Here is a 24,109-nt window from a genome sequence, read left to right on the forward strand (position 1 = left end):
GAGGGGCAGGGCAGGTGCTTGCGTAGTTCGCTTCAAAAGCGGTCAGGATTGGCATAACCTGCTTTCTTTTTATACGTTAGCCATCGAGATCTGCCAAACATGAAACTGGACGCCTTCGACCGCAAGATCCTCGCCGCTCTGCAACGGGACGGGCGCCTGAGCAATGTGCAACTGGCCGATGAGATTGGATTGTCGGCGTCGCCTTGCTTGCGCCGGGTACGGATGCTTGAGGAGGCCGGGGTGATTCGCGGTTACCAGGCGACACTGGATCGGGATGAAATCGGGCTGGGGTTGACGGTGTTTGTCGGGGTCAAGGTCGAGCGCCATAACGATGAACAGGCAGAAGCCTTTTACACGGCGGTAACGGCGTTGCCGGAAGTGATTTCGGCGTTTCTGGTATCCGGGGAATCGGATTTCCTGTTGCAAGTGGTGGTGCCGGATCTGCGCGCTTACGACCGTTTTCTCACCGGCTGCCTGCTGAAATTGCCGGGTGTGAGTGATATTCGCAGCAACTTTGCGATCCACACGGTGAAGACGCCGGGAGCCTTGCCGCTGGGGCATTTGCCTGCTTGAGACCGAGTTGCCTTCATCGCTAGCAGGCTAGCTCCCACAGGGGTTTTGTATTGACCAAAAACTCACTGTGGGAGCTAGCCTGCTAGCGATGACGACTGTCCAGGCAATAAAGATTTCGCAACCTACATCTGCGTCGCCATCCCCTGCACATTCATCGCCGCCTGACGCAACGCTTCCGAGCGCGTCGGGTGCGGGTGGCAGGTAAGAGCAATGTCCTCCGCCGAGGCGCTGAATTCCATCGCCACGCAGAACTCACCTATCATTTCACTGACGCTCGGGCCGACCAGATGCACTCCGAGCACTTCATCAGTGCGCTCATCGGCGATGACTTTGGCAAAACCTTCGGTCTCGTGGTTGATCTTCGCCCGGCTGTTGGCGGTGAACGGGAATTTGCCGACCTTATAGGCGCGGCCCTCGGCCTTGAGCTGCTCTTCGGTCTTGCCGACGCTGGCCAGCTCAGGTTTGGTGTAGATGACGTTGGGGATCAAGTCGTAATTGACCTCACCGGCCTTGCCGACTATCTGCTCGATGCAGGCCATGGCCTCATCTTCAGCCTTGTGCGCGAGCATCGGGCCTGAAGTTACGTCGCCAATCACCCAGACACCGGCGGCCTCGGTGCGGTGCTGTTTATTGGCGAGCATGCCGCGTTTATCAGTGCTCAAACCGACGTTTTCCAGACCCAGCCCTTGGGTGTAAGGGCGGCGGCCGATGGCAACCAGCACGTAATCGGCTTCGAGCAATTCAGCAGTGCCGCCGGCTGCCGGTTCAACGCTGAGTTGCACGCCGTTGGCCGAGGTGGTGGCGCTAGTGACTTTTGAACTCAATTTGAAGGCGATCCCTTGTTTGCTCAGCGAACGCTGCAAGGTTTTGCCGGCCTCGCCATCGACGCCCGGGCAGATGCGGTCGAGGAATTCGACCACGGTCACCTGCGCGCCGAGGCGGCGCCAGACTGAACCGAGTTCGAGGCCGATCACTCCGGCACCGATCACCACCAGATGCTTCGGCACTTCGCTCAGGGACAGCGCGCCGGTGGAGTCGAGAATACGTTGGTTGTCGATCTCTACACCCGGCAGCGGTGTCGGTTCGGAGCCCGTGGCGATGACGATGTCCTTGGCCGTCAGCTCGATTTTGCTGCCCTGATCGCCTGTCACCGTGACCTTGCCCGGGCCATCGATGTGGCCCCAGCCCTTGATCCAGTCGACTTTATTCTTGCGAAACAGAAACTCGATGCCTTTGGTCAGGCCGCTCACGCTTTGGTCTTTCTGTTTCATCATTTGCGCGAGGTTTAGGGTCGGTTTGACCTCGATTCCCAGGTTGGCGAATTCCGCGCCCATCGCCGCGTCGTACAGTTCCGAGGCATGCAACAAGGCTTTGGATGGCATGCAACCGACGTTCAGGCAGGTGCCGCCGAGGGTCGTGCGACCTTCAACGCAAGCGACCTTGAGGCCCAACTGCCCGGCGCGAATAGCCGCGTTGTAACCACCGGGGCCGCCGCCGAGAATCACCACGTCATAGTTGCTCATGCTCTTGCTCCTGGTTGAGAGATGCGGATTACTAAAAATAGAGGGCGAATAAAATTACGAGCGTAATATGTGCGTTTCCCTACATTTCGGTCAAGGCTTCAGGTAAGCGACAGGTTGGGCATCTTTAGATAAGCGCAATTATGTACAAATATTTCACGGCTTTCGTTATATCGTAACGACAACAGACGTGAACCAATGGCTTTGGGGTGATATGCAAGTCGATCTGGACATCGATGGCACGCAAGTGACCGGACTGCCGCGCTTTCAGCAGGCGGCCACGCAGGGCCGGCGCTTGCGTCGGCTGGCTATCGGGCTCGCTGTGTTGGCCGGGGCAGGGTGGGTACTCGCGTTTTTTGTCGGGCTGTTTGCTGCGCAATCGTTATGGCCGGCGCTGCTGGTCAATCAGAGCGCAGCGTTGCTGGTGCTGGTCGCAGGCTTGCAGTCGGCAGCCTGGGTCACACAATGGCGCGCACGGGTGATCAATCCGGTAGAGCTGACGCCCGTGACCGAGGAGCCGCAGCCCGCGCCGGACGGTTGGTATGAACGCCTGCTGGATCGCCTGAGCCAGCGCGGTGTGTATCTGCTCCGCCAGATCGGCGCCGGCACGCTATGGTTGGGCGCGTGGGCGCTGCTGGTGTTACTCAGTATCGAGCAGGTGTGGAACCTCGCGTTACCGCCCGCTGCGGTCGGCTTATCAGCCACGGTCGGCGCGGCTTTCGCGTTGCTGCTGGCCTTCGGTTTGCTGGTCATCGAGCGGCAACTGGCGCAGGAAAACCCGGCGCAATGGCCCGAAGCCGGAGCGTTGGCGCAGCTGCTGCGGGTGACCATCATCAGTCTGCTGCTCGGCGCGGCGTGTCTGTTGTTTGCCAGCGAAAACTCCGTTTGGCCTGTGCGGTTGTCGGTACTGATCGGTATTTTGCCGGGATTGGTCGCGATTGAGTTGTTATTGCGCGCCGTTCTATCAGTATTCAGTCCGCGCCGCGAACGTCTCGAACCAACGCTGCTGGCGCGTAGTTTTGTCGCGGATTTGCTGCGCTGGCCGCCGCAACCCTTGCTCGCGTTGCAGCACGAATTGCACAACCGTTTCGGTATCGATCTGCGGCAGATCTGGGCCTTCAGCTACATGCGCCGGGCGTTTCTGCCGGTGCTGGCGCTGGTCGCGGCAGTCGGCTGGTTGTTGACCGGCATCCACGAAATCCCCCTGCAAGGCCGAGGCATTTATGAGCGTTTCGGCAAACCGGTCGAGGTGTTCGGCCCGGGTTTGCACACCGGTTTGCCGTGGCCGTTGGGTCGCGTATTGATCGTGGAAAACGGCGTGGTACATGAGCTTGCCACCAGCGTCGCGGAAACTCCGGCGCCGACTCAGCCCGAATCCGCTGAAGGCCCGGCACCGATGACGGCCAACCGCTTGTGGGACGCCAGTCACGTCAACGACAAATCCCAGGTGATCGCCAGTAGCCGGGGCGAGCAGCAGAGCTTTCAGATCGTCAACATGGACGTGCGTTTCGTCTATCGCATTGGCCTGAGCGATCAGGCGGCATTGGCCGCCACCTATAACAGCGCAGATGTGCCGACGCTGATCCGCAGCACCGCCAGCCGGATTCTGGTGCACGACTTCGCCTCGCGAACCCTCGACGGTTTGCTCGGCGCAGACCGCGTCGGGCTAGGGGAAGAAATCGGCCAGGCGGTGCAGAGTGATTTGCAAAAACTCGACAGCGGCGTGGAAATTCTCGCCACTGTGGTTGAAGCAATTCACCCGCCAGCCGGTGCGGCCAATGCCTATCACGGCGTGCAGGCCGCGCAGATCGGGGCGCAGGCGTTGATCTCGCGTGAACGCGGAGCGGCTGCCGAGGCAAGTAATCAGGCGCAATTGCAGGCCAGTCTGGCCAAGGATCAAGCCAGTGCCAGCGCGCATGAAATCAATGCCACGGCGCGTGCGGCAGATCTGAAATTCAGCGCTGAACAAAAAGCCTATGCCAGCGCCGGCCAGGCCTTTGTGCTGGAGCAATATCTCAGTCAGCTCAGCCAGGGTTTGAGCAAAGCCAAACTGCTGGTGCTCGACCACCGCCTGGGCGGCAGCAGCAATCCACCCACCATCGATTTGCGTACGTTTACGCTGCCGGCTGATCCAACGCCAGCGCGCACCACCGCTCAGCCAGGAGTTGCCCATTGAGCCAGTCGCACACTCACGATCAGCATGACCACAGCGGCCACGACGATCACGGCCATGGCGGGCATCACCATGGGCATCATCACCATCATCACGGTGCGCCGGAAGAGGCGGGGCCGTTCCCTTGGCGGCGCATGGGCTGGGCCGTGTTGCTGGTGGCGTTTGCCATTGCGGCGGCAAGTTTGGTGCAAGTGCGCTCGGGCGAAGCCACGGTCATCACCCGTTTCGGTAATCCGTCGCGGGTATTGCTCGACCCGGGTTTGAGCTGGCGCTGGCCGGCGCCGTTCGAGGCGGCGATTCCGGTAGACCTGCGTCTGCGCACCACCTCCAGCGGTTTGCAGGATGTCGGCACTCGCGATGGTTTGCGCATCATCGTCCAGGCCTACGTGGCGTGGCAGGTGCAGGGTGATCCGGACAACGTGCAGCGCTTTATGCGCGCAGTACAGAACCAGCCGGACGAAGCGGCACGACAGATTCGTACCTTTGTCGGTTCGGCGCTGGAAACCACGGCGAGCAGTTTCGATCTGTCGAGTCTGGTGAACACTGATGCGAGTCAGGTGCGTATCGCTGATTTCGAAGCGCAACTGCGTCAGCAAATCGATCAGCAATTGCTCGCCACTTATGGCGTGCGTGTGGTGCAGGTCGGCATCGAACGCCTGACCTTGCCCTCGGTGACGCTCACCGCCACCGTCGACCGCATGCGCGCCGAGCGTGAAACCATCGCTACCGAGCGCACTGCTATCGGCAAGCGTGAAGCTGCACAGATCCGTTCTGCCGCCGAGCGCGACGCGCGAATTGTGCAAGCGGACGCTACGGTGAAAGCCGCCGAAATTGAAGCGCAGTCGCGAGTCGAAGCCGCGCAAATCTACGGTCGCGCCTACGCCGGTTCGCCGCAGTTGTACAACTTGCTGCGTTCGCTGGATACGCTCGGCACCATCGTCACCCCGGACACCAAACTGATTCTGCGCACCGACGCGGCACCGTTCCGTGTATTGGTCGACGGCCCGCCGACGCTCGACAGCAAAAGCGGATCGCAGCCATGAATGAAGAAGTTCCACGTGGAACACATTCGTTGAATAGCCCATGGATTCAGGCCGGACGTCTGGCGTTTTTTGCCTTGTACGCGGTGACAGTGTTGGCCGCTTTGGCGTGGGCATTCTCCAACGTGCGGCAGATCGATACGCAAAATCGGGCGGTGGTTTTGCACTTTGGCGCGCTGGAACGCATCCAGAACGCCGGGCTTTTGTTGGCTTGGCCGCAGCCGTTCGAGCAGGTGGTTTTGCTGCCAGCGGCGGATCGGGTGATCGAACGCCGAGTGGAAAACCTGCTGCGCAGCAATGAAGCGGTGAAGGCTGATCGTGTCGCCACGTTCGCTACTCCGCTGAGTGATGCATTGGCCGGTTCCGGTTATCTGCTGACCGGTGATGCCGGTGTGGTGCAACTGGATGTGCGGGTGTTTTACAAAGTCACCGACCCTTATGACTTCGTGCTGCAAGGCGAACATGTGCTGCCCGCTCTGGATCGACTGGTGACACGCAGCGCCGTTGCACTGACGGCGGCGCGGGATCTCGACACGATTCTGGTCGCCCGGCCGGAGCTGATCGGTGCTGACAATCAGGCCGCCGAACGTCGTGAGCGTCTGCGTGGCGATCTGGTGCAAGGCATCAATCGGCGCTTGGCCGAATTGAAAGCCAGCGGGCAGGGCATCGGTATCGAAGTGGCGCGGGTCGATGTGCAATCGAGTCTGCCGGAGCCAGCGGTGAGTGCGTTCAACGCCGTGCTGACAGCTAGTCAGCAAGCCGACAAGGCCGTGGCCAATGCGCGCACTGACGCCGAAAAACTTACTCAGACCGCCAACGAACAAGCCGACCGTGCGCTGCAAGTGGCTCACGCTCAGGCCGGTGAACGGCTGGCAAAAGCCTCAGCCGACACCGCCACCGTATTGAGTCTGGCCAAAGCGCAGCAACAGGGTACCGACCCACAATTGCTGTTGCGCCTTTACCGCGAGCGGATGCCGAAGATTCTCGGACAGGCCGGTTCAGTGACCACGGTCGATCCGAAAGACGATTCCCGCCTGATCATTCAGGGAGCCAGTAAATGAGCGCTACTACCGCCGCACCGAGCCTGTTGTCCTCGGCCGAACAACGCCGCGCTGCGCGTCAGCTGACCCTGGCCATGCTCGCACTCGGTCTGCTCGGCCTCGGGTTGATCTGGCGCTGGCTGGTGCCCGAGCAGACCGGCGTCAGTCAGTTGCTGCTGGGTTTTGCTTCTTTACTGGTCGCGGTGCCGGTGATGCGTTCGGCGTGGTACAGCCTGCGTTATCCGAGCCTGCACGGCATCACCGATCAGTTGATTGCGCTGGCAATGCTCGGCGCCTGGGCCACCGGGGATTTGCTGACCGCCGCGCTGCTGCCGATCATCATGATCTTCGGCCATGTGCTGGAAGAGCGCAGCGTGATCGGCTCGCAAGAGGCGATTCATGCCCTCGGCCAATTGACCCGCAGTCATGCGCGTAAGGTTCAGGCTGACGGCTCGATCATCGAAGTCGATAACGGCACGCTCAAGGCCGGTGACACTGTTGAGGTTCGTGCCGGGGATCGGGTGCCGGCCGATGGACGGATTCTCTCGGGTCAGGCCAGTCTCGATACCGCATCGATCACTGGTGAATCGGTACCGGTGGAAGCGGCGGCAGGCATGACGGTCTTCGGCGGTGCGATCAACCTCGACGGTTTGCTGCGCATCGAAGTGACCCGCACCGGGGGTGAATCGACCCTCGGCAAAGTCATCGCGTTGATGCAGAACGCCGAGCGATCCAAGCCACCGATTACCCGTTTGCTCGAACGTTATGCCGGCAGCTACATGGTGCTGGTGTTGTTACTGGCGGCAGTCACCTGGTTCATCACCAATGACGCGCAGGCGATGCTCGCGGTGTTGGTGGCGGCGTGTCCATGCGCGTTGGTGTTGTCGGCACCGGCTACGGCGATTGCCGGGGTGGCGGTGGCGGCGCGGCACGGGATTCTGATCCGCAGTTCGGCGTTCCTTGAAGAACTGGCTGACCTCACTTCGCTGGTGGTGGACAAGACCGGCACCCTGACTTACGGCACTTTGCGTTTGCAGTCGATCAACAGCCCGCGTCTGGATCAGCCAACCGTGAAGGCACTCGCCGCCAGCCTCGGCGCGGCCAGCAGTCATCCAGTGAGTCGCGCTCTGGCCGGTCTGGTCAGTCAGGAAGATTGCCTGGCACTGACCGATATCCATGAACGCCAAGGACTCGGTGTGGTGGCAATGACCGCTCAAGGCGAAGCTGCTTTGGGTCGCCCGGAGCTATTCGCTCAGTTGGGTATTGCCACCACGACCGTTCCCGAACACGACGGGCCGATTGCCGGTCTGGCGCTGAACGGGGAGTTCGTTGCATGGCTGTTGCTGGCCGACACCGTCAAACCAGAGGCACGGTTTGCCCTTGGCGAGCTACGCGAACTCGGTCTTGGCCGACAATTGTTGCTGACCGGTGACCGCCAAAGTGTCGCGCAGACACTGGCCCACGAAGTCGGTTTACAAGAGGTCGAAGCGCAGGCATTACCGGAAGACAAACTCAATCGTGTGTTGAAGGAAATCGACAACGGCTTCCGGCCAATGGTGGTCGGCGACGGCATCAACGATTCGCTGGCCCTCAAGGCCGGCGTAGTCGGGGTGGCGATGGGGGCGGGCGGTGCGGACATCGCCCTGGCCTCGGCGGACATCGTGCTGATCGGTAGCGACCTGCGCCGGCTCGGCACCTGCGTGCGCCTGAGTCGTCAGTGCCGACGCACCTTGCAGGTCAACGTGATCATCGGTCTGGGCTGGACGCTGGCCATCGTGGTGTTCGCTGCATTCGGCTGGCTTGGTGCTGCCGGGGCGATGATCGCCGCGTTGCTGCATAACCTCAGCACGTTACTGGTGCTGGGAAATGCCGGGCGCTTGCTGCGGTTTCAGGAGCCTTTACTGAAGCTCGAAAAAGATATTTAAAAATATTTCTGGTTGCCCTGTAACGCCGTCGGGGCTGGTCTCTCTAGTGCTATGTCGGGACTGAACAACCTTCCAGCCGACACCCCTGACGATAACGAGGATAAGAAAAATGACTATCAGAACCGCTGCTGCTGGTGCCGCTCTCGCTTTGGCCGCCGCTACCATGTTTGCCGGTGTCGCCACCAACGCCATGGCCGCTGATGCCCAGGTTCATTGCTACGGCGTGAACGCCTGCAAAGGCCAGAACGATTGCAAAACCAAAGACCACGCTTGCAAAGGCATGGGTGCTTGCAAAGGTCAGGGCTTCAAGGCAATGACTCAATCGGCTTGCGCGAAAGCAGGTGGCAAGGTCGGCGAATAACCGACCTCCAAGTGCCGCCGCAGTGGTTCACGCCACTGCGGCCACTTTGCAAGGAGTCTGCACATGTCTGCCACTCATCCTTTCCTGGGCTATGGCCTGGGTTTGCGCAGTGCTTATTACCAGCAGATCCTCGAACAGTCGCCGGACGTGGACTGGTTCGAAGTGGTCTCCGAGAATTTCATGGTGCAGGGCGGCAAGGCTCTGTACTACCTGGACGCCATCGCCGAGCGCTATCCGCTGGTGATGCATGGTGTGTCCTTGTCCATCGGCGGGCCACACGCCCTCGATCCGGACTATCTGCAACAACTCAAGAAACTGGCCGACCGGGTCCAGCCGGCATGGATCTCCGACCACTTGTGCTGGAGTCGCGGCAACGCCCATCAGTTGCACGATCTGCTGCCTCTGCCTTACACCGAAGAAAGTCTCGAATATATTGCCGGACGCGTGGCCCAGGTGCAGGACGTGTTGCAGCGGCCATTGGTGCTGGAGAACGTCTCCAGTTATGTTCGCGCCGCGTCTGACGACTTCTCCGAATGGGAATTTCTTGCGGCCCTGAGCCGGGTCAGCGGCTGCGAGCTACTGCTCGACGTCAACAATGTCTATGTCAGTTCGCGCAATCACGGCTTCGATGCGTGGACTTTCATTCAGAGTCTGCCGGCAGACAAAGTTCGCCAACTGCATCTGGCCGGGCACAGCGATTACGGCGATTACGTGATCGATACCCATGACCATCCAGTGAGTGATCCGGTCTGGGCGCTGTACCAACGCACACTGGAGCACTTCGGCCCGGTGGCCACGCTGCTGGAGCGTGACGATCATTTCCCTCCGTTCGAAGAGCTGCTCGCCGAACTGCAAATGGCTCGTGAACTGGGTGAAAAAGTCCTGGCGGGGAGACAGCAATGCGCCTGAAAGAATGGCAATTGGCATTTGAGTCGTTTCTGCTGGATCAGTCCGCGACCGCAAACCTGACCCTGGGCGACAGCCTGATCGGCGGCCCGACGCTGGACGTCGGCACCGGGCTGGCGATTTATCACAATGCCTATCAGGCGCGATTGCTGGAGGTTCTGCGGGATGACTTCCCGACCATCTGGAACTGGATGGGCGACGAAGAGTTTGATGCTCTGGCTCAGGCTTACATCCGCAAATACCCATCCGCGCATTACAGCTTGCGGTGGCTGGGCAAGGGCTTCGAAGGATTTATCCGCGAGCATCTGGTGCCGGAGCAGAGCGCGCCTCTGGCGGAACTGGCGGTGTTGGAATGGGCGTTTACCCTGGCCTTTGATGCGGTGGACGGCCAAGCGCTGACGATCAACACCATGGCCACACTTTCCCCCGAAGAATGGCCAGCCTTGCAGGTTAAACCGATACCGTCATTGCAGTGGCTTGAATGCCGTTTCAACAGCCTCGCGCTGTGGCGTTCGGTCAAAGAGCAAAGCGATTTCCCGCACAGCGAGCTGCTGGAAAACCCACAAGTCTGTCTGATCTGGCGTCAGGGACTTATCTGCAATTACCGCAGCCTTGAGTCCGCCGAAGCCAATGCCCTGCAAGGTGTGTTCAATGAAGGCTGGAATTTCGCCGAACTGTGCGCCGAGTTAGCAGTCATTTATGGTGAGGGCGCTCCACTTCAAGCCGTCACCTGGTTGAAACAGTGGGTGCAGGATGGCCTGTTGGAGCGTCTGGAACGATAGATTCGGCTAATCAAATCGATAGCCTGCTATTTTTCAAGGATGGTCTACCCTCAGATCTGACGTCTGAAACAAGGGGGGATTTTCCATGCTCGCGCAACTTCCACCGGCCTTACAGAAACTGCAGCTTCCGCTGCGCCTGCGTCTCTGGGACGGCCATGAGTTCAATCTGGGCCCGGCGCCCAGCGTTACCATCGTCGTCAAGGACCCGCAGATGGTCACCCAGTTCACCCATCCAAGCCTTGATGCATTGGGTGCGGCGTTTGTCGAAGGCAAACTGGAACTGGAGGGCTCGATCAGCGAGGTCATCCGGGTCTGCGATGAATTGAGCAACGCTTTGCTCGATGGCGACGAAGACACTCAGCCGGTGCGTGCGGTGCACGACAAGGAGACGGACGCCAAAGCCATTTCCTATCACTACGACCTGTCCAACGAGTTCTATCAGCTGTGGCTCGATAGCGACATGGCGTATTCCTGCGCGTATTTCGAAACCGGCAGCGAAACGCTGGAGCAAGCCCAGCAGGCAAAATTCCGCCATTTGTGCCGCAAGCTGCGTTTGCAGCCTGGCGAGTATCTGCTGGATGTCGGCTGTGGTTGGGGCGGACTGGCGCGATATGCCGCACGCGAATTTGGCGTGAAAGTGTTCGGCATCACGTTGAGCAAGGAACAACTGGAGCTGGCTCGCGAGCGAGTTAAAGACGAAGGTCTGGAAGATCAGATCGAGCTGCAACTGCTCGACTATCGCGATCTGCCTCAGGACGGGCGCTTCGACAAAGTGGTCAGCGTCGGCATGTTCGAACACGTCGGGCACGCCAATCTGGCCGAATACTGCAAAACCCTGTTCGGCGCAGTGAAGGAGGGCGGTCTGGTGATGAACCACGGCATCACCGCCAAGCACACTGATGGTCGTCCGGTCGGGCGCGGTGCCGGAGACTTCATCGAGAAGTACGTATTCCCCAACGGCGAGCTGCCGCACTTGTCGATGATCTCGGCGGAGATCAGCGAAGTCGGCCTGGAGATTGTCGACGTCGAAAGCCTGCGCCTGCATTACGCGCGCACGCTTGACCACTGGAGCGAACGGCTTGAGGACAACCTCGAAGCCGCCGGCAAACTGGTGCCTCAGCAAGCGCTACGTATCTGGCGTTTGTACCTGGCCGGCTGTGCTTACGCATTCGCCCGTGGCTGGATCAATCTGCACCAGATCCTCGCGGTGAAAGCTCACGCCGATGGCAGCCATGAATTGCCATGGACCCGCGACGACATCTATCACCCTTGAGGTTAGAGAATCGGTGAAATAAGCCGGGCGATCCGCATGCCAAGTTGTTGCAGGCGGTGGATCTCCCGGCTTTCCTGTTTGTCGATTTCAAAGGCCAGGGCGAAGTCGTCGATGAGCATCTGTTCCACGGTTGCCGCAAACGCGCTGTCGACGGTCAGCAACATCACTTCGAAATTCAAGCGGAACGAGCGGTTGTCGAGGTTGGCACTGCCAATGGCGCTGATCTCGCTGTCGATCAACACCACTTTCTGATGCAGGAATCCGGGTTCGTAACGGAACACCCGCACCCCGGCGCGCACGGCTTCGAACGCGTAGAGACTGGAAGCGGCATAAACGATGCGGTGATCGGGACGTGACGGCAACAGCAGACGCACATCGACGCCGCGCAGAACTGCGAGGCGCAGCGCTGCGAACACTGCTTCGTCGGGGATGAAATAAGGGCTGGTGATCCATACCCGTTCGGTCGCCGCGTGGATCGCCTCGACGAAGAACAGCGAGCAGGTTTCGTAAGCATCTGCCGGGCCGCTCGCCAGCAACTGACAGAGCACGCCGTCCTCTGGATAAGCGTCCGGCAGGATCATCGGCGGCAGCGTTCGTGCCGCCCAGAACCAGTCTTCGGCGAATGACTCCTGCATGCACGCCACCACCGGGCCACGCACCTGAACGTGGGTATCGCGCCACGGTGCCAGTGGCGGTTTTTCACCCATGTATTCGTCGCCGACGTTGTGCCCGCCGACAAACCCGAGCAAACCATCGACCACGACAATTTTGCGGTGGTTACGGAAGTTCACCTGAAAGCGGTTGAGCCAGCCGCTGCGGGTGGCGAAGGCTTTGACCTCGACACCGCCATCGCGCAGGGCCTGGACGTAACTGTGGGGCAGGGCGTGGCTGCCGATACGGTCGTAGAGCAGGTGAATCGTCACGCCTTCAGCGGCTTTCTTCAGCAGCAGATCACGCAGACGCTGGCCGAGGCGATCGTCATGGATGATGAAAAACTGGATCAGCACGGCTTCCCGGGCTTGCTCGATGGCGCTGAAAATCGCCTCGAATGTTGCCGTGCCGTTGATCAGCAGTTTCACTTCGTTGTTGGCCAGGCACGGCATGCGCCCGAGCTTGGGCATGGCACGTAATGAGGCGTAAGCGTTCGAGGCGCGGGCGGTAAGTGCTTCTTCTACCCAGGGGCGCCAGTTCAGCTCGGAGATCGCCTGGCGCATCTGTTCGTTGGCCTGGCGTCGAGCCTTGATGTAGCCGTCGAAGGTGCTGCGGCCGAACACCAGATATGGAATAAGTGTCAGGTAGGGGATGAAGATCAGCGACAATGCCCAGGCAATCGAACCTTGGGCGGTGCGGACCGTCAACACGGCGTGGATGGCAGCGATCAAACCGAGGCTGTGTATCAGGGCGATCAGATAACCGAAGATGTGCGGTCCAAAATAATCCATGGGGCAGCCTTGCTCCTGAAGATTCAATGCCTAACAGACCATGTTCCATGGCGATTGTCGCTAATTTCTTTTTGCCTGGGCCGGGCATGAACCGAAGCACGCAGCTGACGTCTAACGGCCACTACTGATCAGGAGCTTTTCAATGAATGTTCGTCTGCTGGGTTTGGCGTTGGGCCTGGGTTTGGCGCTGCCGGTAATGGCGCAGGCGCAGATGTTGCAGCCGGGCTTGTGGGAAATGACGTCGAGTAACGTCAAAGTCGATGATCAGCCTATGGACGTGCAGTCGATCCTTGGCCAATTGCAGGGCCAGATGACCCCGCAGCAGCGCGCGGCACTGGAGAAAAACGGGATCAATATCGGCGGTAAAGGCATTCGTGCTTGCCTGACGCCAGAGCAAGTGGCGACCAATGATATTCCGCTCGCTGATCCACAATCGGGCTGCAAACAGCAGATCACCGATCGCACAGGCAACCAGTGGAAATTCCGTTTCAGTTGTCCGAAAGCGCAGGGCACCGGGGTGGCTACGTTCCTCAGTGATCGCGAGTTCACCACGGTTGCCAACGGCACGTTCAATGCCATCGGGATCAACCAGAAGGGCAGCCTGGAAACCCGTGCCGTTTGGTTGGGTCAGGATTGCGGCACTGTTAAGCCTCGCGCCTGAAAAGCTTCGCGAGCAAGCTCGCTCTCACAACTGGAATACATTTCCCTGTGGGAGCTAGCCTGCTAGCGATAGCAGACGCCACTGCTCTCACCGCATAAACCGCAAAGGCAATCCCCGACACCCCTCATTCAATCGATTGCCCTGCCAGGCAATCTGTCCCGATACCAACGTCGTATTCACCCGATGCCGAAAGCGCCGACCGGCAAACGGCGTCCATCCGCACTGAGAAAGAATCGGTTGTCGCGACACCTCCAGACTCCGCGGCTCAATCAACACCAGATCCGCCCAATACCCTTCCCGCAAATACCCTCGATCCGGAATCGCAAACAAGTCCGCCACCCGGTGGCTGGTCTTCGCTACCAGCGTGGTGATTGGCAGCACGCCATCCGCGACCAGTTCCAGTAATGCAGGCAACGCGTGTTGCACCAGCGGCAAACCCGATGGCGCCTCGGCGTATGGCCGCTGTTTCTCCGCCCAGGTATGCGGCGCGTGATCGCTGCCGATCACGTCCAGACGATTGCTCAGCAGTGCCTGACGCAACGCATCACGGTCGGCCTGAGTCTTGATCGCCGGGTTGCATTTGATCAGATTGCCGAGGGCCGGATAGTCGCGGTCATCGAACAACAAATGGTGCAGACAGACTTCAGCGGTGATGCGTTTTTGCGCCAGCGGTTTGTCTTCGAACAGCTCCAGCTCGCGCGCGGTGGTCAGGTGCAAAACGTGCAGGCGTGTGCCGTGACGCTTGGCCAGCTCCACCGCCAGAGAAGACGAGCGATAGCAGGTCTCGGCATTACGGATCAGTGCATGCGCCGCCGCTGGTAAATGTTCGCCGAACAAGTCGCGCAGGTTGGCCGCATTGGCGTCGATGCTCGGCGTGTGTTCGCAGTGGGCCAGCAGGATGGTCGGCACCTCGGCAAACAATCGCTCGAGGATCTTCGGATCGTCCACCAGCATGTTGCCGGTGGAGGCGCCCATGAACACTTTTACCCCGGCAACTTCGCACGGATTCAACGCGGCGGCGGTGTCGAGATTGTCTTGGCTGACGCCAAAGTGAAAGCCGTAATTGGCCACCGAGTTGATCGCCGCTCGGCGCTTTTTGTCGGCCAGTGCTTCGAGGGTCAGGGTGGCGGGATTGGTATTGGGCATGTCCATGAAACTGGTGATACCGCCGGCCACCGCTGCGCGAGACTCGGTGTAGATGCTGCCCTTGGCCGGTGCGCCGGGTTCACGGAAATGCACTTGGTCATCGATCATCCCCGGCAGCAACCACTGGCCGTTGGCATCGATTTCCAGGTCAGCATTTTCCCCGTTGATGCTGCGAGCAATCTTGACGATGCGGCCATGGTTGATGAACAGATCAGCGTCGAACTCACGTCCTTCGTTGACCAGCCGTGCATTGCGAATCAGCACGCTGCTCATGGTTCAGAACTCGTTCTGCAAGGCTTTGTAGCCGCGCACCAGATCGACGTTGGTGCGCGCCACATCCTCGGAAAACTCCGAGGCGCTGACGCTCACCGGGGGAAACTGCGAGAGATCGGTATTCGGTCCGATGCGGGTGGTGGAGGGCACGTAGAACGCGTCCGGCAAATCCCGGCCATCGACCACCGAGTTGTGCCGCACCACGCAACCGTCACCCACCACGCAGTTAAACAGCACGCTATTGAAACCGATGAATACCCGGTCACCGACCGTGCAGGGACCATGCACGATTGAGCGGTGGGCAATGGAACTGAACTCGCCGATGGTTACGGCTGCGCCGGATTTGGAGTGGATCACCACACCGTCCTGGATGTTCGAGTTGGCGCCGATGGTGATCGGCTCCATCTCGCCCGAGGCGTCCACTTCGTCGGCGCGAATCACCGCATAAGGGCCGACGAACACGTTTTCGCCGATCACCACTTTGCCGCAGATGATCGCGGTTTTATCGACGTAGGCTGACTCGGCAATACGCGGCAGATCGCCGGAAGGATTCTTGCGGATCATGGCTGGCTCAAGGCGTTGTACAGCGTGTTGAGGTTGTATTCGAACAGCCCGGCGAAGGTGCTGGCCGGGCCACTTGCAGCCAGTGCGTCGGAGTACAAGGTTCCGCCAATGTGCGCGCCACTTTCATTGGCGATCTGTTTGAGCAGGCGTGCGTCCTTGATGTTTTCCATGAACACCGCTTTGACCTTGGCCTGACGGATCTGAGTGATCAACGCAGCGACTTCGGCGGCCGAAGGTTCGCGTTCAGTGGACAGACCTTGGGGTGCCATGAAGTCGATGCCGTAAGCCTGGCCGAGATAACCGAAGGCATCGTGGCTGGTGACGATCTTGCGATTACCCGGCGGCAGTGAACCGAGTTTGGCCTTGGCTTCAGCGAGCAGGGCGTAGATCTGTTTCAGATAGGTCTGGCTGTTGCGCACATAGTCAGCCTTGTTCGCCGGGTCGGCGGCGATCAGCGCCTTGGTGATGTTGGCGATGTACAACTCGGTGTTCGCCAGATTGTGCCAGGCGTGTGGGTCGGGAACGGTTTCGCCGTCCTCATCCAGCGAGCGCGGAATCACTCCGTGACTGGCGCTGATAACCGTCGCCTTGGTTTCGGTGCTGGTTACCAGACGGTCCAGCCATGGTTCAAAACCCAGTCCATTCTTGACGATCAGTTTCGCCTTGAGCAGTGCTTTGGCATCGTCCGGGGTCGGCTCGTAGGTGTGCGCGTCGGCATCCGGTCCGACCATGTTGGTGATCTGGATATGCTCGCCACCGACCTGATGGACCATGTCGGCGAGGATGCTGAAGCTGGTGACCACGGGTAACTTTTCCGCTGCCGACAATGACATCGAGAGCATCAGGCTGAACAGCACGAGTAGAGCGCGCATCGGGGAACACCTCATTGGGATGTGAGCAAAGGCGGGCGGCGCAGCAAACCGTGTACCGGCCCGAACACCACGGACAGCAGATAACCGACGCCTGCAACCAGCACGATGGCCGGGCCGCTGGGCAGCGAGTAGTAAAACGACAGGAGCAATCCGAGCCAGACCGACAGGCAACCGATGAGGCCGGCGATGGCGATCAGGGCCGGCAAGCGACGACTCCAGAACCGAGAAGCCGCGGCTGGAAGCATCATCAAGCCGACCACCATCAGTGCGCCGATGGCCTGGAAACCGATCACCAGATTGAGCACGACCAGGGTCAGGAACACGCCATGAGCGAGTGGGCCGAGTCGGCTGACGGTTGATAGAAACAGTGGGTCGAGCGTATCGAGCAGTAGCGGTTTGTAGATCAGCGCCATGGCGATCAGGCTCAATCCTGAGACCCACAGCATGCCAGTGAGCGTCGGTCCGTCGACGGCTAACGCCGAACCAAACAGCAAGTGCAGCAGGTCCAGACGTTTGCCGGCGACGCCTAGAATCAGCACGCCGCTGGCCAGCGAGATCGGGTAAATAGCCGCGAGGCTGGCGTCTTCACGCAGGCCGGTGCGGCGGGTGATCCATGCGGCGAGGCCGGCCATGCTCATGCCGGCACCGAGGCCGCCGATGGTCAACGCCGGCAAGCTCAGGCCGGCGAACCAGAAGCCCAACGCGGCGCCGGGGAGGATGCCGTGGGCGACGGCGTCACCGATCAGGCTCATGCGGCGCAGGATCAAAAACACTCCGAGCGGCGCAGTGCTGCAGGCCAGAACCAGACCGCCGATCAGCGCCCGGCGCATGAACACGAACTCGTTGAACGGTTGCCAGAAATGCGCGACAGCGAGCATCAGGCCACCTGCATGTTGGGTGTGGGTTGGATCAGTTCGGCGCTGGTGCCGTAAACACAATCTTGGTTCTTGATCAGCAGCGTCTGCGGGATGTGCTGGCGCACCGCAGCGAGGTCATGGCAGACCATCACTATGGTTCGTCCTTCGGCATGCCAGGCGTGGATGTGTTGCCACAGCAGTTTTTGGCCCAATTCATCGAGCGCGGCGTGGGGTTCGTCGAGCAACAGCACGGGTGTGTCGGCGAGGCTTAAACGAGCGAGCAGGGCGCGTTGCAGTTCACCGCCGGAGAGCGCCATCAGTGGACGTTGTTCGAGGCCGCTCAGATGCCAGTTCTCCAGTGCTGCGCTCAGTCGTTGTGCGCGCAGTGTTGTCGACAGTCGGCGTCCCCAGAAACCTGCGGCGACCAGTTCTTCAAGGCTGATGGGGAACTGGCGATCAAGGTGTTGCTGTTGTGGCAGAAAAGACAATCCACCCTGACGTGGAACACTCAGCGTGACTTTGCCTGCCAAGGGTTTTTGCAGGCCGGCGATGACTTTCAGCAGGCTGCTTTTACCGCAGCCGTTGGCACCAATGATCGAGGTCAGGCTGCCGCTTTCTAGTTCCAGGGAGAGGGGCGAGGTCAGAGGCTGGCCGGGTGCGCCCCAGCTCAAGGCTTGGCAGCGGATCATGCGCTCTCCCGAGTCCAGTGACTTTCAGCAACGGCATCGTGGGCGTGCAGGCTTTCGGCGTGGATCACTCGCAAGTGGAAGGCGCTGACCCCCGGTGATCGGCGCAAGGCGAGATTGAGCCGGCGCGCTGCGTCTTCGCAGAACATAAGGTTCTGCCCATTGGCGAGGGCGAATGCTTGCTCGTCGGCGCGTTTTACTGCGGTTTGCACCGCGGTGCCGAGGGCTGCTTCGGCATCATTGATGATGACGCTCAGCGGCAATTCGTCGATGAACTCGTCGAGGTGAAGGTGCAGTTGGGCATTGCTGCGCTGGCTGTGCGGTGTAGCGACGATGCCTTTGGTTGAACCGAGCCAGGCTAAAACTTCGGCGTGTTGCAGCGGCTTGTTGGCGAAATCATCGACGAATTGCGCTTGGATAAGTTGCCGGGCCAATGCAGCGGAGCAGGGACAGGTAGAGGAATAAGCGACGTCGATTTTTAGTTCCACGTGGAACATCTGGTTTTTCAGGCTTGCTGCGATGCTCAGTGGATAGCTTTTCCAACCGGCCAATGGGCTAATCAGCGCGGGCCTTTTTAGCAGCAAATCGGTGTGAATATTCAGATAGGCGTTGTTAGATAAACCTTCATGACTGTCGAGAAATTGCTGGAGTACTCTGCGCAACAGGGCGGGTGAAAGGTTTTCTCTTTCTAGCACTTCCAACGCCAGATACAGACGTGACATATGAATGCCGCGCGCCTCGCCATCATCGAGACTCACCCCCGCATCGGCTTTCGCACTGACACGTTGGCCCTCCAGTGAAACAGGCAGAGCGATGCCGCACATGCCCACCCATTCGAGTGGCAACGTTTGGCGAGCGGCCTGCGCAGCGATATCCGGGAGTGTCAGCGCATTCATGTTCAAGTCCATCGTGTTGATTGAATTTGATGTTACATTATAACAATTCAAATCACGATGCCTTTTTCATGAACGGGCTTTCATATGCACAGACGCCATCTGCTTAATCTGATTCTGGCCAGCGCGGCCTTCGCTCTACCTTTCACTGTTTCGGCCACGCAAATTCGCAATGCGCGGCTTTGGCGTTCGGATGACAAGTTGCGTTTAGTGTTCGATCTAAGCGGGCCCGTTCGCTACAAAACCTTCTCTTTGAGCGCTCCGGAGCGGCTGATCATTGATCTCACCGGCGCAAATTTGAGTGGTGATTTCAGTCAGCTGGCGCTGGAAAACACGGTGATCCGTTCGATTCGATCCGGACATTTTGGCCAGGGCGATACGCGGATTGTTCTCGATCTGAGCAGTCCAGTGTTATTGAACAGCTTCCTTTTGGCGCCACAGGACGGGCAAGGGCATCGATTGGTGCTGGATCTGGTGAACAGCAAGACGCCAGTTTTACCAATGGTTCCACGTGAAACACTTGAGAAAAAGGGCCATCTCAAGCGCGACATTATTGTGGTTGTTGACGCTGGGCACGGTGGTAAAGACCCTGGTGCAGTCGGCTCCAAGGGCGAAAGAGAGAAAGATGTGGTGCTGTCTATCTCGCAACTACTCGCCAAACGCCTGAAAAAAGAGAAGGGATTCGACGTCAAACTGGTGCGCAATGACGATTTTTTCGTTCCTTTACGCAAGCGTGTAGAGATCGCTCGTCAGCACAAAGCCGACATGTTTATCTCAGTGCATGCGGATGCTGCACCGCGTCTGACCGCTTCCGGCGCCTCGGTTTATTGCTTGTCTGAAGGGGGCGCAACGTCCGCGACTGCCCGCTTCATGGCCCAGCGGGAGAACGGCGCAGATCTGCTCGGCGCTACCAGTCTGCTCAATCTGAAGGATAAGGACCCGATGCTCGCCGGAGTCATTCTCGACATGTCGATGAATGCGACCATCGCTGCAAGTTTGCAGCTTGGCAGCACGGTATTGGGCAGCTTGGCGGGCATCACCACGCTGCATCAGAAGCGCGTGGAACAGGCGGGTTTTGCCGTGCTGAAGTCGCCAGATGTGCCGTCGATTCTGGTGGAAACAGGCTTCATTTCAAATGTGCGTGATAGTCAGCGACTGGTTACCGCGAGGCATCAACAGGCTGTAGCCGATGGATTGTTTGAAGGATTGCAGCGTTATTTCCAGAAGAATCCCCCTGTCGACAGCTACATGGCCTGGCAACAGGAGCAGCAAAAAGCGCGGGTCTAGCAGCCGGTGATCCGGCTGCAAGTGAACTTGGCACTGCTGCCACCGGAACTGGAGAAGCGATTGATCGTGGTCCAGCCGACGCGACGGGTATAGCCGACCCAGGCTTCCCCGTCGGAGGCGATGCCGGTGAAGAACGTCAGTTGCCCGAAGCGACTGTTGGTTTGTGCCCAATAACGTTGACTGCTCTTGTCGAAACCCCGCAGGTAAATCGTGCTGCCGGCCGTGTTGACGCTGTAAGCGTTGCCCTCGGCATCGACACAGGCCAGCAGATTAGCGCTGCGCGTGCAGTTGGCGAGGGCTGGAATTTGCGCCCAGGCGTTGGCTGCGCTCAACAGGGCAAGGCTCAATACCGCGCATTTCGACGCATTTTTCATCACATTTCCTGAGGAGCAAATTACCTGCAGCTTCCGGTTCTTTGTCGTCTACGGCAAGAGGGGGCTGGCTTATTCATATTGTTATACTATAACATAAATTTGAATTAAGCCTGAGTCAGCCGATTTTCAAGCGTCCGCTTCTGCGAGCACTTCGTTTGAAGCCAGAGAACGTCACGCGCTACGCGAACGCACCGTTTCGGGCGTTGATCGGCTACTACCGTGAGGATTACCCCATGTCTACCCAGCTTCCTGTGACCGTTCTTTCGGGCTTTCTCGGCGCCGGAAAAAGTACACTTTTGAATTACGTACTACGTAATAGAAACGGTTTGCGCGTGGCGGTGATCGTAAACGATATGAGCGAGATCAATATCGATGGCAGCGAAGTTCAGCGCGATGTCAGCCTGAACCGTGCAGAAGAGAAACTCGTGGAAATGAGCAACGGTTGTATCTGCTGTACGTTACGCGAGGACTTGCTTGAAGAGGTCAGCGAACTCGCCCGTGATGGCCGATTCGATTACTTGCTGATTGAATCGACCGGAATCTCCGAGCCGCTGCCGGTAGCGGAGACCTTCACCTTTCGCGATGAACAGGGGCAAAGCCTCGCGGACATCGCCCGTCTCGACACCATGGTCACCGTCGTCGACGGCATGAACTTCCTGCTTGATTACCAGGCTGCGGAAAGCCTCGCCTCTCGCGGTGAAACCCTTGGCGAGGAAGATGAACGTTCGATCACTGACTTGTTGATCGAGCAAATCGAGTTCGCCGACGTCCTGCTGATCAGCAAGATCGACCTTATCAGCAGCAGCGAGCGCGAAGAGCTGACGGCGATCCTCAAAAACCTCAACGCCATCGCCGAGATTGTGCCGATGGTGATGGGCGAGGTGCCGCTGGAGAAGATCCTCAATACCGGCCGCTTCGATTTCGACAAAGCCGCCCAGGCCCCCGGCTGGCTACAAGAGCTACGCGGCGAACACATCCCGGAAACCGCCGAGTACGGCATCGCATCCACGGCTTACCGCGCGCGCCGGCCGTTCCATCCGCAACGTTTTTTCAGCTTCATTGATCGTCCGTGGTTGAACGGCAAACTACTGCGCTCCAAAGGGTTCTTCTGGCTCGCGAGCAAACCTACCGACGCCGGTAGCTGGTCTCAGGCTGGCGGCTTGATGCGCCATGGTTTTGCCGGACTCTGGTGGCGGTTTGTGCCAAAAAACCAATGGCCAGAAGATCAGGAAAGCACCGCTGCGATCATGGAAAACTGGACCGCCAGTGTCGGAGATTGCCGTCAGGAGCTGGTGTTTATTGGCCAGAACATCGATTTCCTGCAGCTTGCGAAGGAACTGGATGACTGCCTGCTGACCGATGCCGAAATGGCCGTCGGTGCCGAAGGCTGGCGAATGCTGCCGGACCCGTTCGGCCCTTGGCATGAAGAGGCCGCCTGATGCTTGCGCTGAAACTGCAGCAAAACAGGACGCGCTATCAGCATCAGGGCCCGACCCCCAAAGCACTGGCGCGAATCCTTGAAGACCCGATCAACCTTGCTGTTTGGCAGCGCCAACTGCCGCTGCACATCGCCGAGTTCGCAAGTTTGTTGTTATCACTTAACGAGCCTTTGGCGGAATCGCTGTGCCTGGAGTTATTGGACGAGGAGGCTGAACCCGATCTAACAGGATTGGCCGCAGGCTTTCGCGATCTGGAAGGTTATGAAGGCTTTATCGCCGATCTGAAATGGCTGACCAGCGCCTTCGCCTGCCTGCTCGGCGCCAAACGTATCGGCCTGCGTCTGCGGGTGCTGGACAAGGCCATGTGCCCGCGTTTTCACGTCGACCATGTGCCCGTGCGCCTGATCACCACCTATGCTGGCATCGGCAGCGAATGGCTCAAGGAAGGCGCGATGGATCGCCAGCAACTGGGTCAGCCGAACGCTGAGCCGCAAGACGCGCGGCAGATTCAGCAACTCGCCAGCGCTGACGTGGCGCTATTGAAAGGCGAGAAGTGGCACGGCAATGAAGGCTTCGGTCTGATCCATCGCTCGCCACAACTGGCCCCCGGCGAGCAGCGGCTGATATTGACTCTCGACTGGCTCGGCTGAAGCCTCAGGGCTTGAGCCAGTTGCCTTGGCTCTGGCTCTCGCAGTACGGCTGCAAATACGCGGCGTCGGTGGCCACGCCGTAATAGTGGATATCCTGGCGATAGGGCATATTGGCGACTTGAGCGTTGCTGCACACGCCGAAAGCGCCGCTCGGGCATTGGTCGACGTATTGCACTTCGACTTTTTGTCCGGCCAGATTGGGCTGGCAGAAGCCGTCGCTGAAGAGTTTTTCCGGGATGTTGCGATTCTGCTGGCAGACTTTCACGTCGAGCCGTTCTGCCTGGCTATGCACCACGCACGCCTGAGCCAGCGCTTCGCCCGACAGCAGCATCAACAGCAACGACCATCCCATCCACCGCATCTTCGACCTCCTCAGAAAACTTGCGCCCATGTTGCAGAACATTCCTACCCATGTCATCGCCGGGCCGTTGGGCGCCGGCAAGACCAGCCTGATTCGCCACCTTATGGCCCAGCGACCGGCTGATGAGCGCTGGGCGGTGCTGATCAACGAGTTCGGCCAGATCGGCCTCGACGCCGCGCTGCTGATCCGCGATGCCGATGGTATCGCACTGGGCGAAGTGGCCGGCGGCTGCCTGTGTTGCGTGAATGGCGCACCGTTTCAGATCGGCCTCGGACGTTTGCTGCGCAAGGCGAAACCGCACCGCTTGTTTATCGAGCCTTCCGGGCTGGGGCATCCGGCGCAGTTGCTCAAGCAACTCAGTGAGGCGCCGTGGCTCGGAGTTCTCGCGGTTCAGCCCTGCGTGCTGGTGCTGGACGCTCAGGCGCTGGCGGCGGGTAAGGTGTTGCCGGCAGCGCAACAAGGCGCGTTGGCCAGCGCGGGATTGTTGTTGCTCAACAAGGCCGATGATCTTGATGACATGACTCGGCAGAAAATCGCCGATCAGTTGCCGCCCATCAGGCTGATCTGGACGCAGCAGGCGCAATTGCCCTTGAGTGAGTTACCGGGATTGGCGGCGCAAGCGGCGGCGGGTGTGGATAAGTTGGTCGTTCCCAAAGGATTGGAGCAAATGCCGGCGATCTGGACTGATCCGACGGCGCCAATCTGCCTGAGTCAGGCGCAGGAGGGCGGCTGGAGCATCGGCTGGCGTTGGCATCCGAGTCAGGTGTTTGACGAGCAGCGCATGGCCGATTGGCTGCAAGGGCTGGACTGGCAGCGGGCGAAACTGGTTATCCACAGCTCGGACGGCTGGGTTTCGGCCAATGCTTTGGATAACGCCGAGTTGAGTTGGCAGGCAAGTGAATGGCGGCAGGATTCACGGATAGAGCTGATTTTCGGCGAGGCACAGGATGTTGCGGCGCTACAGAAGGCAATGTCTGGCTGTCGGTCGAATTAAAGATCAGCAGATCGCAG

The 24,109-nt window shown here is 59.4% G+C and carries 24 protein-coding genes; 14 read left to right on the top strand and 10 right to left on the bottom strand.

Annotation, left to right across the window (positions count from 1 at the left end):
• Positions 1-99 precede the first annotated feature (99 nt).
• Positions 100-573 (top strand): Lrp/AsnC family transcriptional regulator, encoded by a 474-nt coding sequence (locus ACTWLJ_RS07195; protein ID WP_445180374.1) that lies wholly within the window; start codon positions 100-102, stop codon positions 571-573.
• Between the two features lie 122 nt (positions 574-695).
• On the opposite strand, the gene lpdA is transcribed toward ACTWLJ_RS07195, so the two are convergent.
• Complete coding sequence (gene lpdA, locus ACTWLJ_RS07200; RefSeq protein ID WP_445180375.1) at positions 696-2,096, bottom strand: dihydrolipoyl dehydrogenase; 1,401 nt, start codon at positions 2,094-2,096, stop codon at positions 696-698.
• A gap of 211 nt (positions 2,097-2,307) precedes the next feature.
• Between lpdA and hflK (ACTWLJ_RS07205) the strand changes: the two genes are divergently transcribed.
• The 8 genes from hflK (ACTWLJ_RS07205) to cfaB all read left to right on the top strand — a co-directional run bounded on the left by hflK (ACTWLJ_RS07205) (position 2,308) and on the right by cfaB (position 11,593).
• Positions 2,308-4,269, top strand: a complete 1,962-nt coding sequence (gene hflK / locus ACTWLJ_RS07205) for a protease modulator HflK (RefSeq protein ID WP_445181332.1) — start codon at positions 2,308-2,310, stop codon at positions 4,267-4,269.
• Positions 4,266-5,309, top strand: coding sequence for a protease modulator HflC (hflC, locus tag ACTWLJ_RS07210; protein WP_445180376.1), 1,044 nt, complete (start codon positions 4,266-4,268; stop codon positions 5,307-5,309). Before hflK (ACTWLJ_RS07205) ends, hflC begins: the two co-directional genes overlap by 4 nt.
• Positions 5,306-6,367 (top strand): protease modulator HflK, encoded by a 1,062-nt coding sequence (gene hflK / locus ACTWLJ_RS07215; protein ID WP_445180377.1) that lies wholly within the window; start codon positions 5,306-5,308, stop codon positions 6,365-6,367. The genes hflC and hflK (ACTWLJ_RS07215) overlap by 4 nt, the downstream gene beginning before the upstream one ends.
• Positions 6,364-8,271 carry a heavy metal translocating P-type ATPase gene (locus tag ACTWLJ_RS07220; protein WP_445180378.1) on the top strand — a complete coding sequence of 636 codons (1,908 nt, stop codon included), beginning with the start codon at positions 6,364-6,366 and terminating at the stop codon, positions 8,269-8,271. Before hflK (ACTWLJ_RS07215) ends, ACTWLJ_RS07220 begins: the two co-directional genes overlap by 4 nt.
• Before the next feature lie 109 nt (positions 8,272-8,380).
• Complete coding sequence (gene bufA2 / locus ACTWLJ_RS07225) at positions 8,381-8,632, top strand: BufA2 family periplasmic bufferin-type metallophore (protein ID WP_401213091.1); 252 nt, start codon at positions 8,381-8,383, stop codon at positions 8,630-8,632.
• Positions 8,633-8,695: 63 nt separating this feature from the next.
• A complete protein-coding gene (gene bufB / locus ACTWLJ_RS07230) occupies positions 8,696-9,541 on the top strand; it encodes an MNIO family bufferin maturase (protein ID WP_445180379.1) in 846 nt (281 codons plus the stop codon).
• Positions 9,532-10,320, top strand: a complete 789-nt coding sequence (locus tag ACTWLJ_RS07235) for an HvfC/BufC family peptide modification chaperone (protein ID WP_445180380.1) — start codon at positions 9,532-9,534, stop codon at positions 10,318-10,320. The genes bufB and ACTWLJ_RS07235 overlap by 10 nt, the downstream gene beginning before the upstream one ends.
• 85 nt (positions 10,321-10,405) lie before the next feature.
• A complete protein-coding gene (gene cfaB, locus ACTWLJ_RS07240) occupies positions 10,406-11,593 on the top strand; it encodes a C17 cyclopropane fatty acid synthase CfaB (protein ID WP_445180381.1) in 1,188 nt (395 codons plus the stop codon).
• A gap of 2 nt (positions 11,594-11,595) precedes the next feature.
• Here the strand turns inward: cfaB and cls are convergent, their stop codons facing one another.
• A complete protein-coding gene (cls, locus tag ACTWLJ_RS07245) occupies positions 11,596-13,035 on the bottom strand; it encodes a cardiolipin synthase (protein ID WP_445180382.1) in 1,440 nt (479 codons plus the stop codon).
• 142 nt (positions 13,036-13,177) lie between these two features.
• Between cls and ACTWLJ_RS07250 the strand changes: the two genes are divergently transcribed.
• Positions 13,178-13,696, top strand: coding sequence for a DUF3617 domain-containing protein (locus tag ACTWLJ_RS07250; RefSeq protein ID WP_401213107.1), 519 nt, complete (start codon positions 13,178-13,180; stop codon positions 13,694-13,696).
• A gap of 87 nt (positions 13,697-13,783) precedes the next feature.
• On the opposite strand, the gene ACTWLJ_RS07255 is transcribed toward ACTWLJ_RS07250, so the two are convergent.
• Genes ACTWLJ_RS07255 through folE2 form a run of 6 tightly spaced genes read right to left on the bottom strand, consistent with a single transcriptional unit; the run spans position 13,784 to position 18,990 of the window.
• Complete coding sequence (locus tag ACTWLJ_RS07255) at positions 13,784-15,115, bottom strand: dihydroorotase (protein ID WP_445180383.1); 1,332 nt, start codon at positions 15,113-15,115, stop codon at positions 13,784-13,786.
• A gap of 3 nt (positions 15,116-15,118) precedes the next feature.
• Positions 15,119-15,679, bottom strand: a complete 561-nt coding sequence (locus ACTWLJ_RS07260) for a gamma carbonic anhydrase family protein (RefSeq protein ID WP_401213112.1) — start codon at positions 15,677-15,679, stop codon at positions 15,119-15,121.
• Positions 15,676-16,551, bottom strand: a complete 876-nt coding sequence (locus ACTWLJ_RS07265) for a metal ABC transporter substrate-binding protein (protein ID WP_445180384.1) — start codon at positions 16,549-16,551, stop codon at positions 15,676-15,678. The genes ACTWLJ_RS07260 and ACTWLJ_RS07265 overlap by 4 nt, the downstream gene beginning before the upstream one ends.
• An 11-nt stretch (positions 16,552-16,562) precedes the next feature.
• Positions 16,563-17,429, bottom strand: a complete 867-nt coding sequence (locus ACTWLJ_RS07270; protein ID WP_445180385.1) for a metal ABC transporter permease — start codon at positions 17,427-17,429, stop codon at positions 16,563-16,565.
• Entirely contained in the window at positions 17,429-18,097 is a 669-nt protein-coding gene (locus ACTWLJ_RS07275) for a metal ABC transporter ATP-binding protein (RefSeq protein WP_445180386.1), read from the bottom strand. Before ACTWLJ_RS07275 ends, ACTWLJ_RS07270 begins: the two co-directional genes overlap by 1 nt.
• Positions 18,094-18,990, bottom strand: coding sequence for a GTP cyclohydrolase FolE2 (gene folE2 / locus ACTWLJ_RS07280; RefSeq protein ID WP_445180387.1), 897 nt, complete (start codon positions 18,988-18,990; stop codon positions 18,094-18,096). The genes ACTWLJ_RS07275 and folE2 overlap by 4 nt, the downstream gene beginning before the upstream one ends.
• Before the next feature lie 84 nt (positions 18,991-19,074).
• Between folE2 and ACTWLJ_RS07285 the strand changes: the two genes are divergently transcribed.
• Positions 19,075-20,274: an N-acetylmuramoyl-L-alanine amidase gene (locus tag ACTWLJ_RS07285; RefSeq protein ID WP_445180388.1), complete on the top strand. Its 1,200-nt coding sequence runs from the start codon at positions 19,075-19,077 to the stop codon at positions 20,272-20,274.
• On the opposite strand, the gene ACTWLJ_RS07290 is transcribed toward ACTWLJ_RS07285, so the two are convergent.
• Positions 20,271-20,648, bottom strand: coding sequence for a glutamine synthetase (locus ACTWLJ_RS07290; RefSeq protein WP_445180389.1), 378 nt, complete (start codon positions 20,646-20,648; stop codon positions 20,271-20,273). The genes ACTWLJ_RS07285 and ACTWLJ_RS07290 overlap by 4 nt on opposite strands.
• A 233-nt stretch (positions 20,649-20,881) precedes the next feature.
• On the opposite strand from ACTWLJ_RS07290, the gene zigA reads away from it, so the two are divergent.
• Together zigA and ACTWLJ_RS07300 are read left to right on the top strand one after the other, a co-directional pair.
• A complete protein-coding gene (gene zigA, locus ACTWLJ_RS07295; RefSeq protein ID WP_445180390.1) occupies positions 20,882-22,087 on the top strand; it encodes a zinc metallochaperone GTPase ZigA in 1,206 nt (401 codons plus the stop codon).
• The gene (locus tag ACTWLJ_RS07300; protein ID WP_445180391.1) at positions 22,087-22,737 is read left to right on the top strand and encodes a DUF1826 domain-containing protein; all 651 of its coding nucleotides are present in this window, start codon (positions 22,087-22,089) and stop codon (positions 22,735-22,737) included. Before zigA ends, ACTWLJ_RS07300 begins: the two co-directional genes overlap by 1 nt.
• A gap of 4 nt (positions 22,738-22,741) precedes the next feature.
• On the opposite strand, the gene ACTWLJ_RS07305 is transcribed toward ACTWLJ_RS07300, so the two are convergent.
• A complete protein-coding gene (locus ACTWLJ_RS07305; RefSeq protein WP_445180392.1) occupies positions 22,742-23,098 on the bottom strand; it encodes an NADH:ubiquinone oxidoreductase in 357 nt (118 codons plus the stop codon).
• Between the two features lie 28 nt (positions 23,099-23,126).
• Here ACTWLJ_RS07305 and ACTWLJ_RS07310 point away from each other — a divergent pair, with 28 nt between their 5' ends.
• On the top strand, positions 23,127-24,092 hold the full coding sequence (locus ACTWLJ_RS07310; RefSeq protein WP_445180393.1) for a CobW family GTP-binding protein: 966 nt from the start codon (positions 23,127-23,129) through the stop codon (positions 24,090-24,092).
• The last annotated feature ends 17 nt before the right edge of the window (positions 24,093-24,109 follow it).

It is taken from the genome of Pseudomonas sp. McL0111, assembly GCF_052567255.1.

What these genes read in the sequence shown, in the direction of transcription:
- zigA (WP_445180390.1), top strand. Translation starts at nt 20,882, where the DNA reads ATGTCTACCCAGCTTCCTGTGACCGTTCTTTCGGGCTTTCTCGGCGCC.
- ACTWLJ_RS07260 (WP_401213112.1), bottom strand. Translation starts at nt 15,679, where the DNA reads ATGATCCGCAAGAATCCTTCCGGCGATCTGCCGCGTATTGCCGAGTCA.
- hflK (WP_445181332.1), top strand. Translation starts at nt 2,308, where the DNA reads ATGCAAGTCGATCTGGACATCGATGGCACGCAAGTGACCGGACTGCCG.
- ACTWLJ_RS07290 (WP_445180389.1), bottom strand. Translation starts at nt 20,648, where the DNA reads ATGAAAAATGCGTCGAAATGCGCGGTATTGAGCCTTGCCCTGTTGAGC.
- lpdA (WP_445180375.1), bottom strand. Translation starts at nt 2,096, where the DNA reads ATGAGCAACTATGACGTGGTGATTCTCGGCGGCGGCCCCGGTGGTTAC.
- cls (WP_445180382.1), bottom strand. Translation starts at nt 13,035, where the DNA reads ATGGATTATTTTGGACCGCACATCTTCGGTTATCTGATCGCCCTGATA.
- ACTWLJ_RS07275 (WP_445180386.1), bottom strand. Translation starts at nt 18,097, where the DNA reads ATGATCCGCTGCCAAGCCTTGAGCTGGGGCGCACCCGGCCAGCCTCTG.
- hflK (WP_445180377.1), top strand. Translation starts at nt 5,306, where the DNA reads ATGAATGAAGAAGTTCCACGTGGAACACATTCGTTGAATAGCCCATGG.
- bufA2 (WP_401213091.1), top strand. Translation starts at nt 8,381, where the DNA reads ATGACTATCAGAACCGCTGCTGCTGGTGCCGCTCTCGCTTTGGCCGCC.
- ACTWLJ_RS07255 (WP_445180383.1), bottom strand. Translation starts at nt 15,115, where the DNA reads ATGAGCAGCGTGCTGATTCGCAATGCACGGCTGGTCAACGAAGGACGT.
- ACTWLJ_RS07305 (WP_445180392.1), bottom strand. Translation starts at nt 23,098, where the DNA reads ATGCGGTGGATGGGATGGTCGTTGCTGTTGATGCTGCTGTCGGGCGAA.
- ACTWLJ_RS07270 (WP_445180385.1), bottom strand. Translation starts at nt 17,429, where the DNA reads ATGCTCGCTGTCGCGCATTTCTGGCAACCGTTCAACGAGTTCGTGTTC.
- folE2 (WP_445180387.1), bottom strand. Translation starts at nt 18,990, where the DNA reads ATGAATGCGCTGACACTCCCGGATATCGCTGCGCAGGCCGCTCGCCAA.
- bufB (WP_445180379.1), top strand. Translation starts at nt 8,696, where the DNA reads ATGTCTGCCACTCATCCTTTCCTGGGCTATGGCCTGGGTTTGCGCAGT.
- ACTWLJ_RS07250 (WP_401213107.1), top strand. Translation starts at nt 13,178, where the DNA reads ATGAATGTTCGTCTGCTGGGTTTGGCGTTGGGCCTGGGTTTGGCGCTG.
- cfaB (WP_445180381.1), top strand. Translation starts at nt 10,406, where the DNA reads ATGCTCGCGCAACTTCCACCGGCCTTACAGAAACTGCAGCTTCCGCTG.
- ACTWLJ_RS07235 (WP_445180380.1), top strand. Translation starts at nt 9,532, where the DNA reads ATGCGCCTGAAAGAATGGCAATTGGCATTTGAGTCGTTTCTGCTGGAT.
- ACTWLJ_RS07300 (WP_445180391.1), top strand. Translation starts at nt 22,087, where the DNA reads ATGCTTGCGCTGAAACTGCAGCAAAACAGGACGCGCTATCAGCATCAG.
- ACTWLJ_RS07265 (WP_445180384.1), bottom strand. Translation starts at nt 16,551, where the DNA reads ATGCGCGCTCTACTCGTGCTGTTCAGCCTGATGCTCTCGATGTCATTG.
- ACTWLJ_RS07195 (WP_445180374.1), top strand. Translation starts at nt 100, where the DNA reads ATGAAACTGGACGCCTTCGACCGCAAGATCCTCGCCGCTCTGCAACGG.
- ACTWLJ_RS07310 (WP_445180393.1), top strand. Translation starts at nt 23,127, where the DNA reads ATGTTGCAGAACATTCCTACCCATGTCATCGCCGGGCCGTTGGGCGCC.
- ACTWLJ_RS07285 (WP_445180388.1), top strand. Translation starts at nt 19,075, where the DNA reads ATGCACAGACGCCATCTGCTTAATCTGATTCTGGCCAGCGCGGCCTTC.
- ACTWLJ_RS07220 (WP_445180378.1), top strand. Translation starts at nt 6,364, where the DNA reads ATGAGCGCTACTACCGCCGCACCGAGCCTGTTGTCCTCGGCCGAACAA.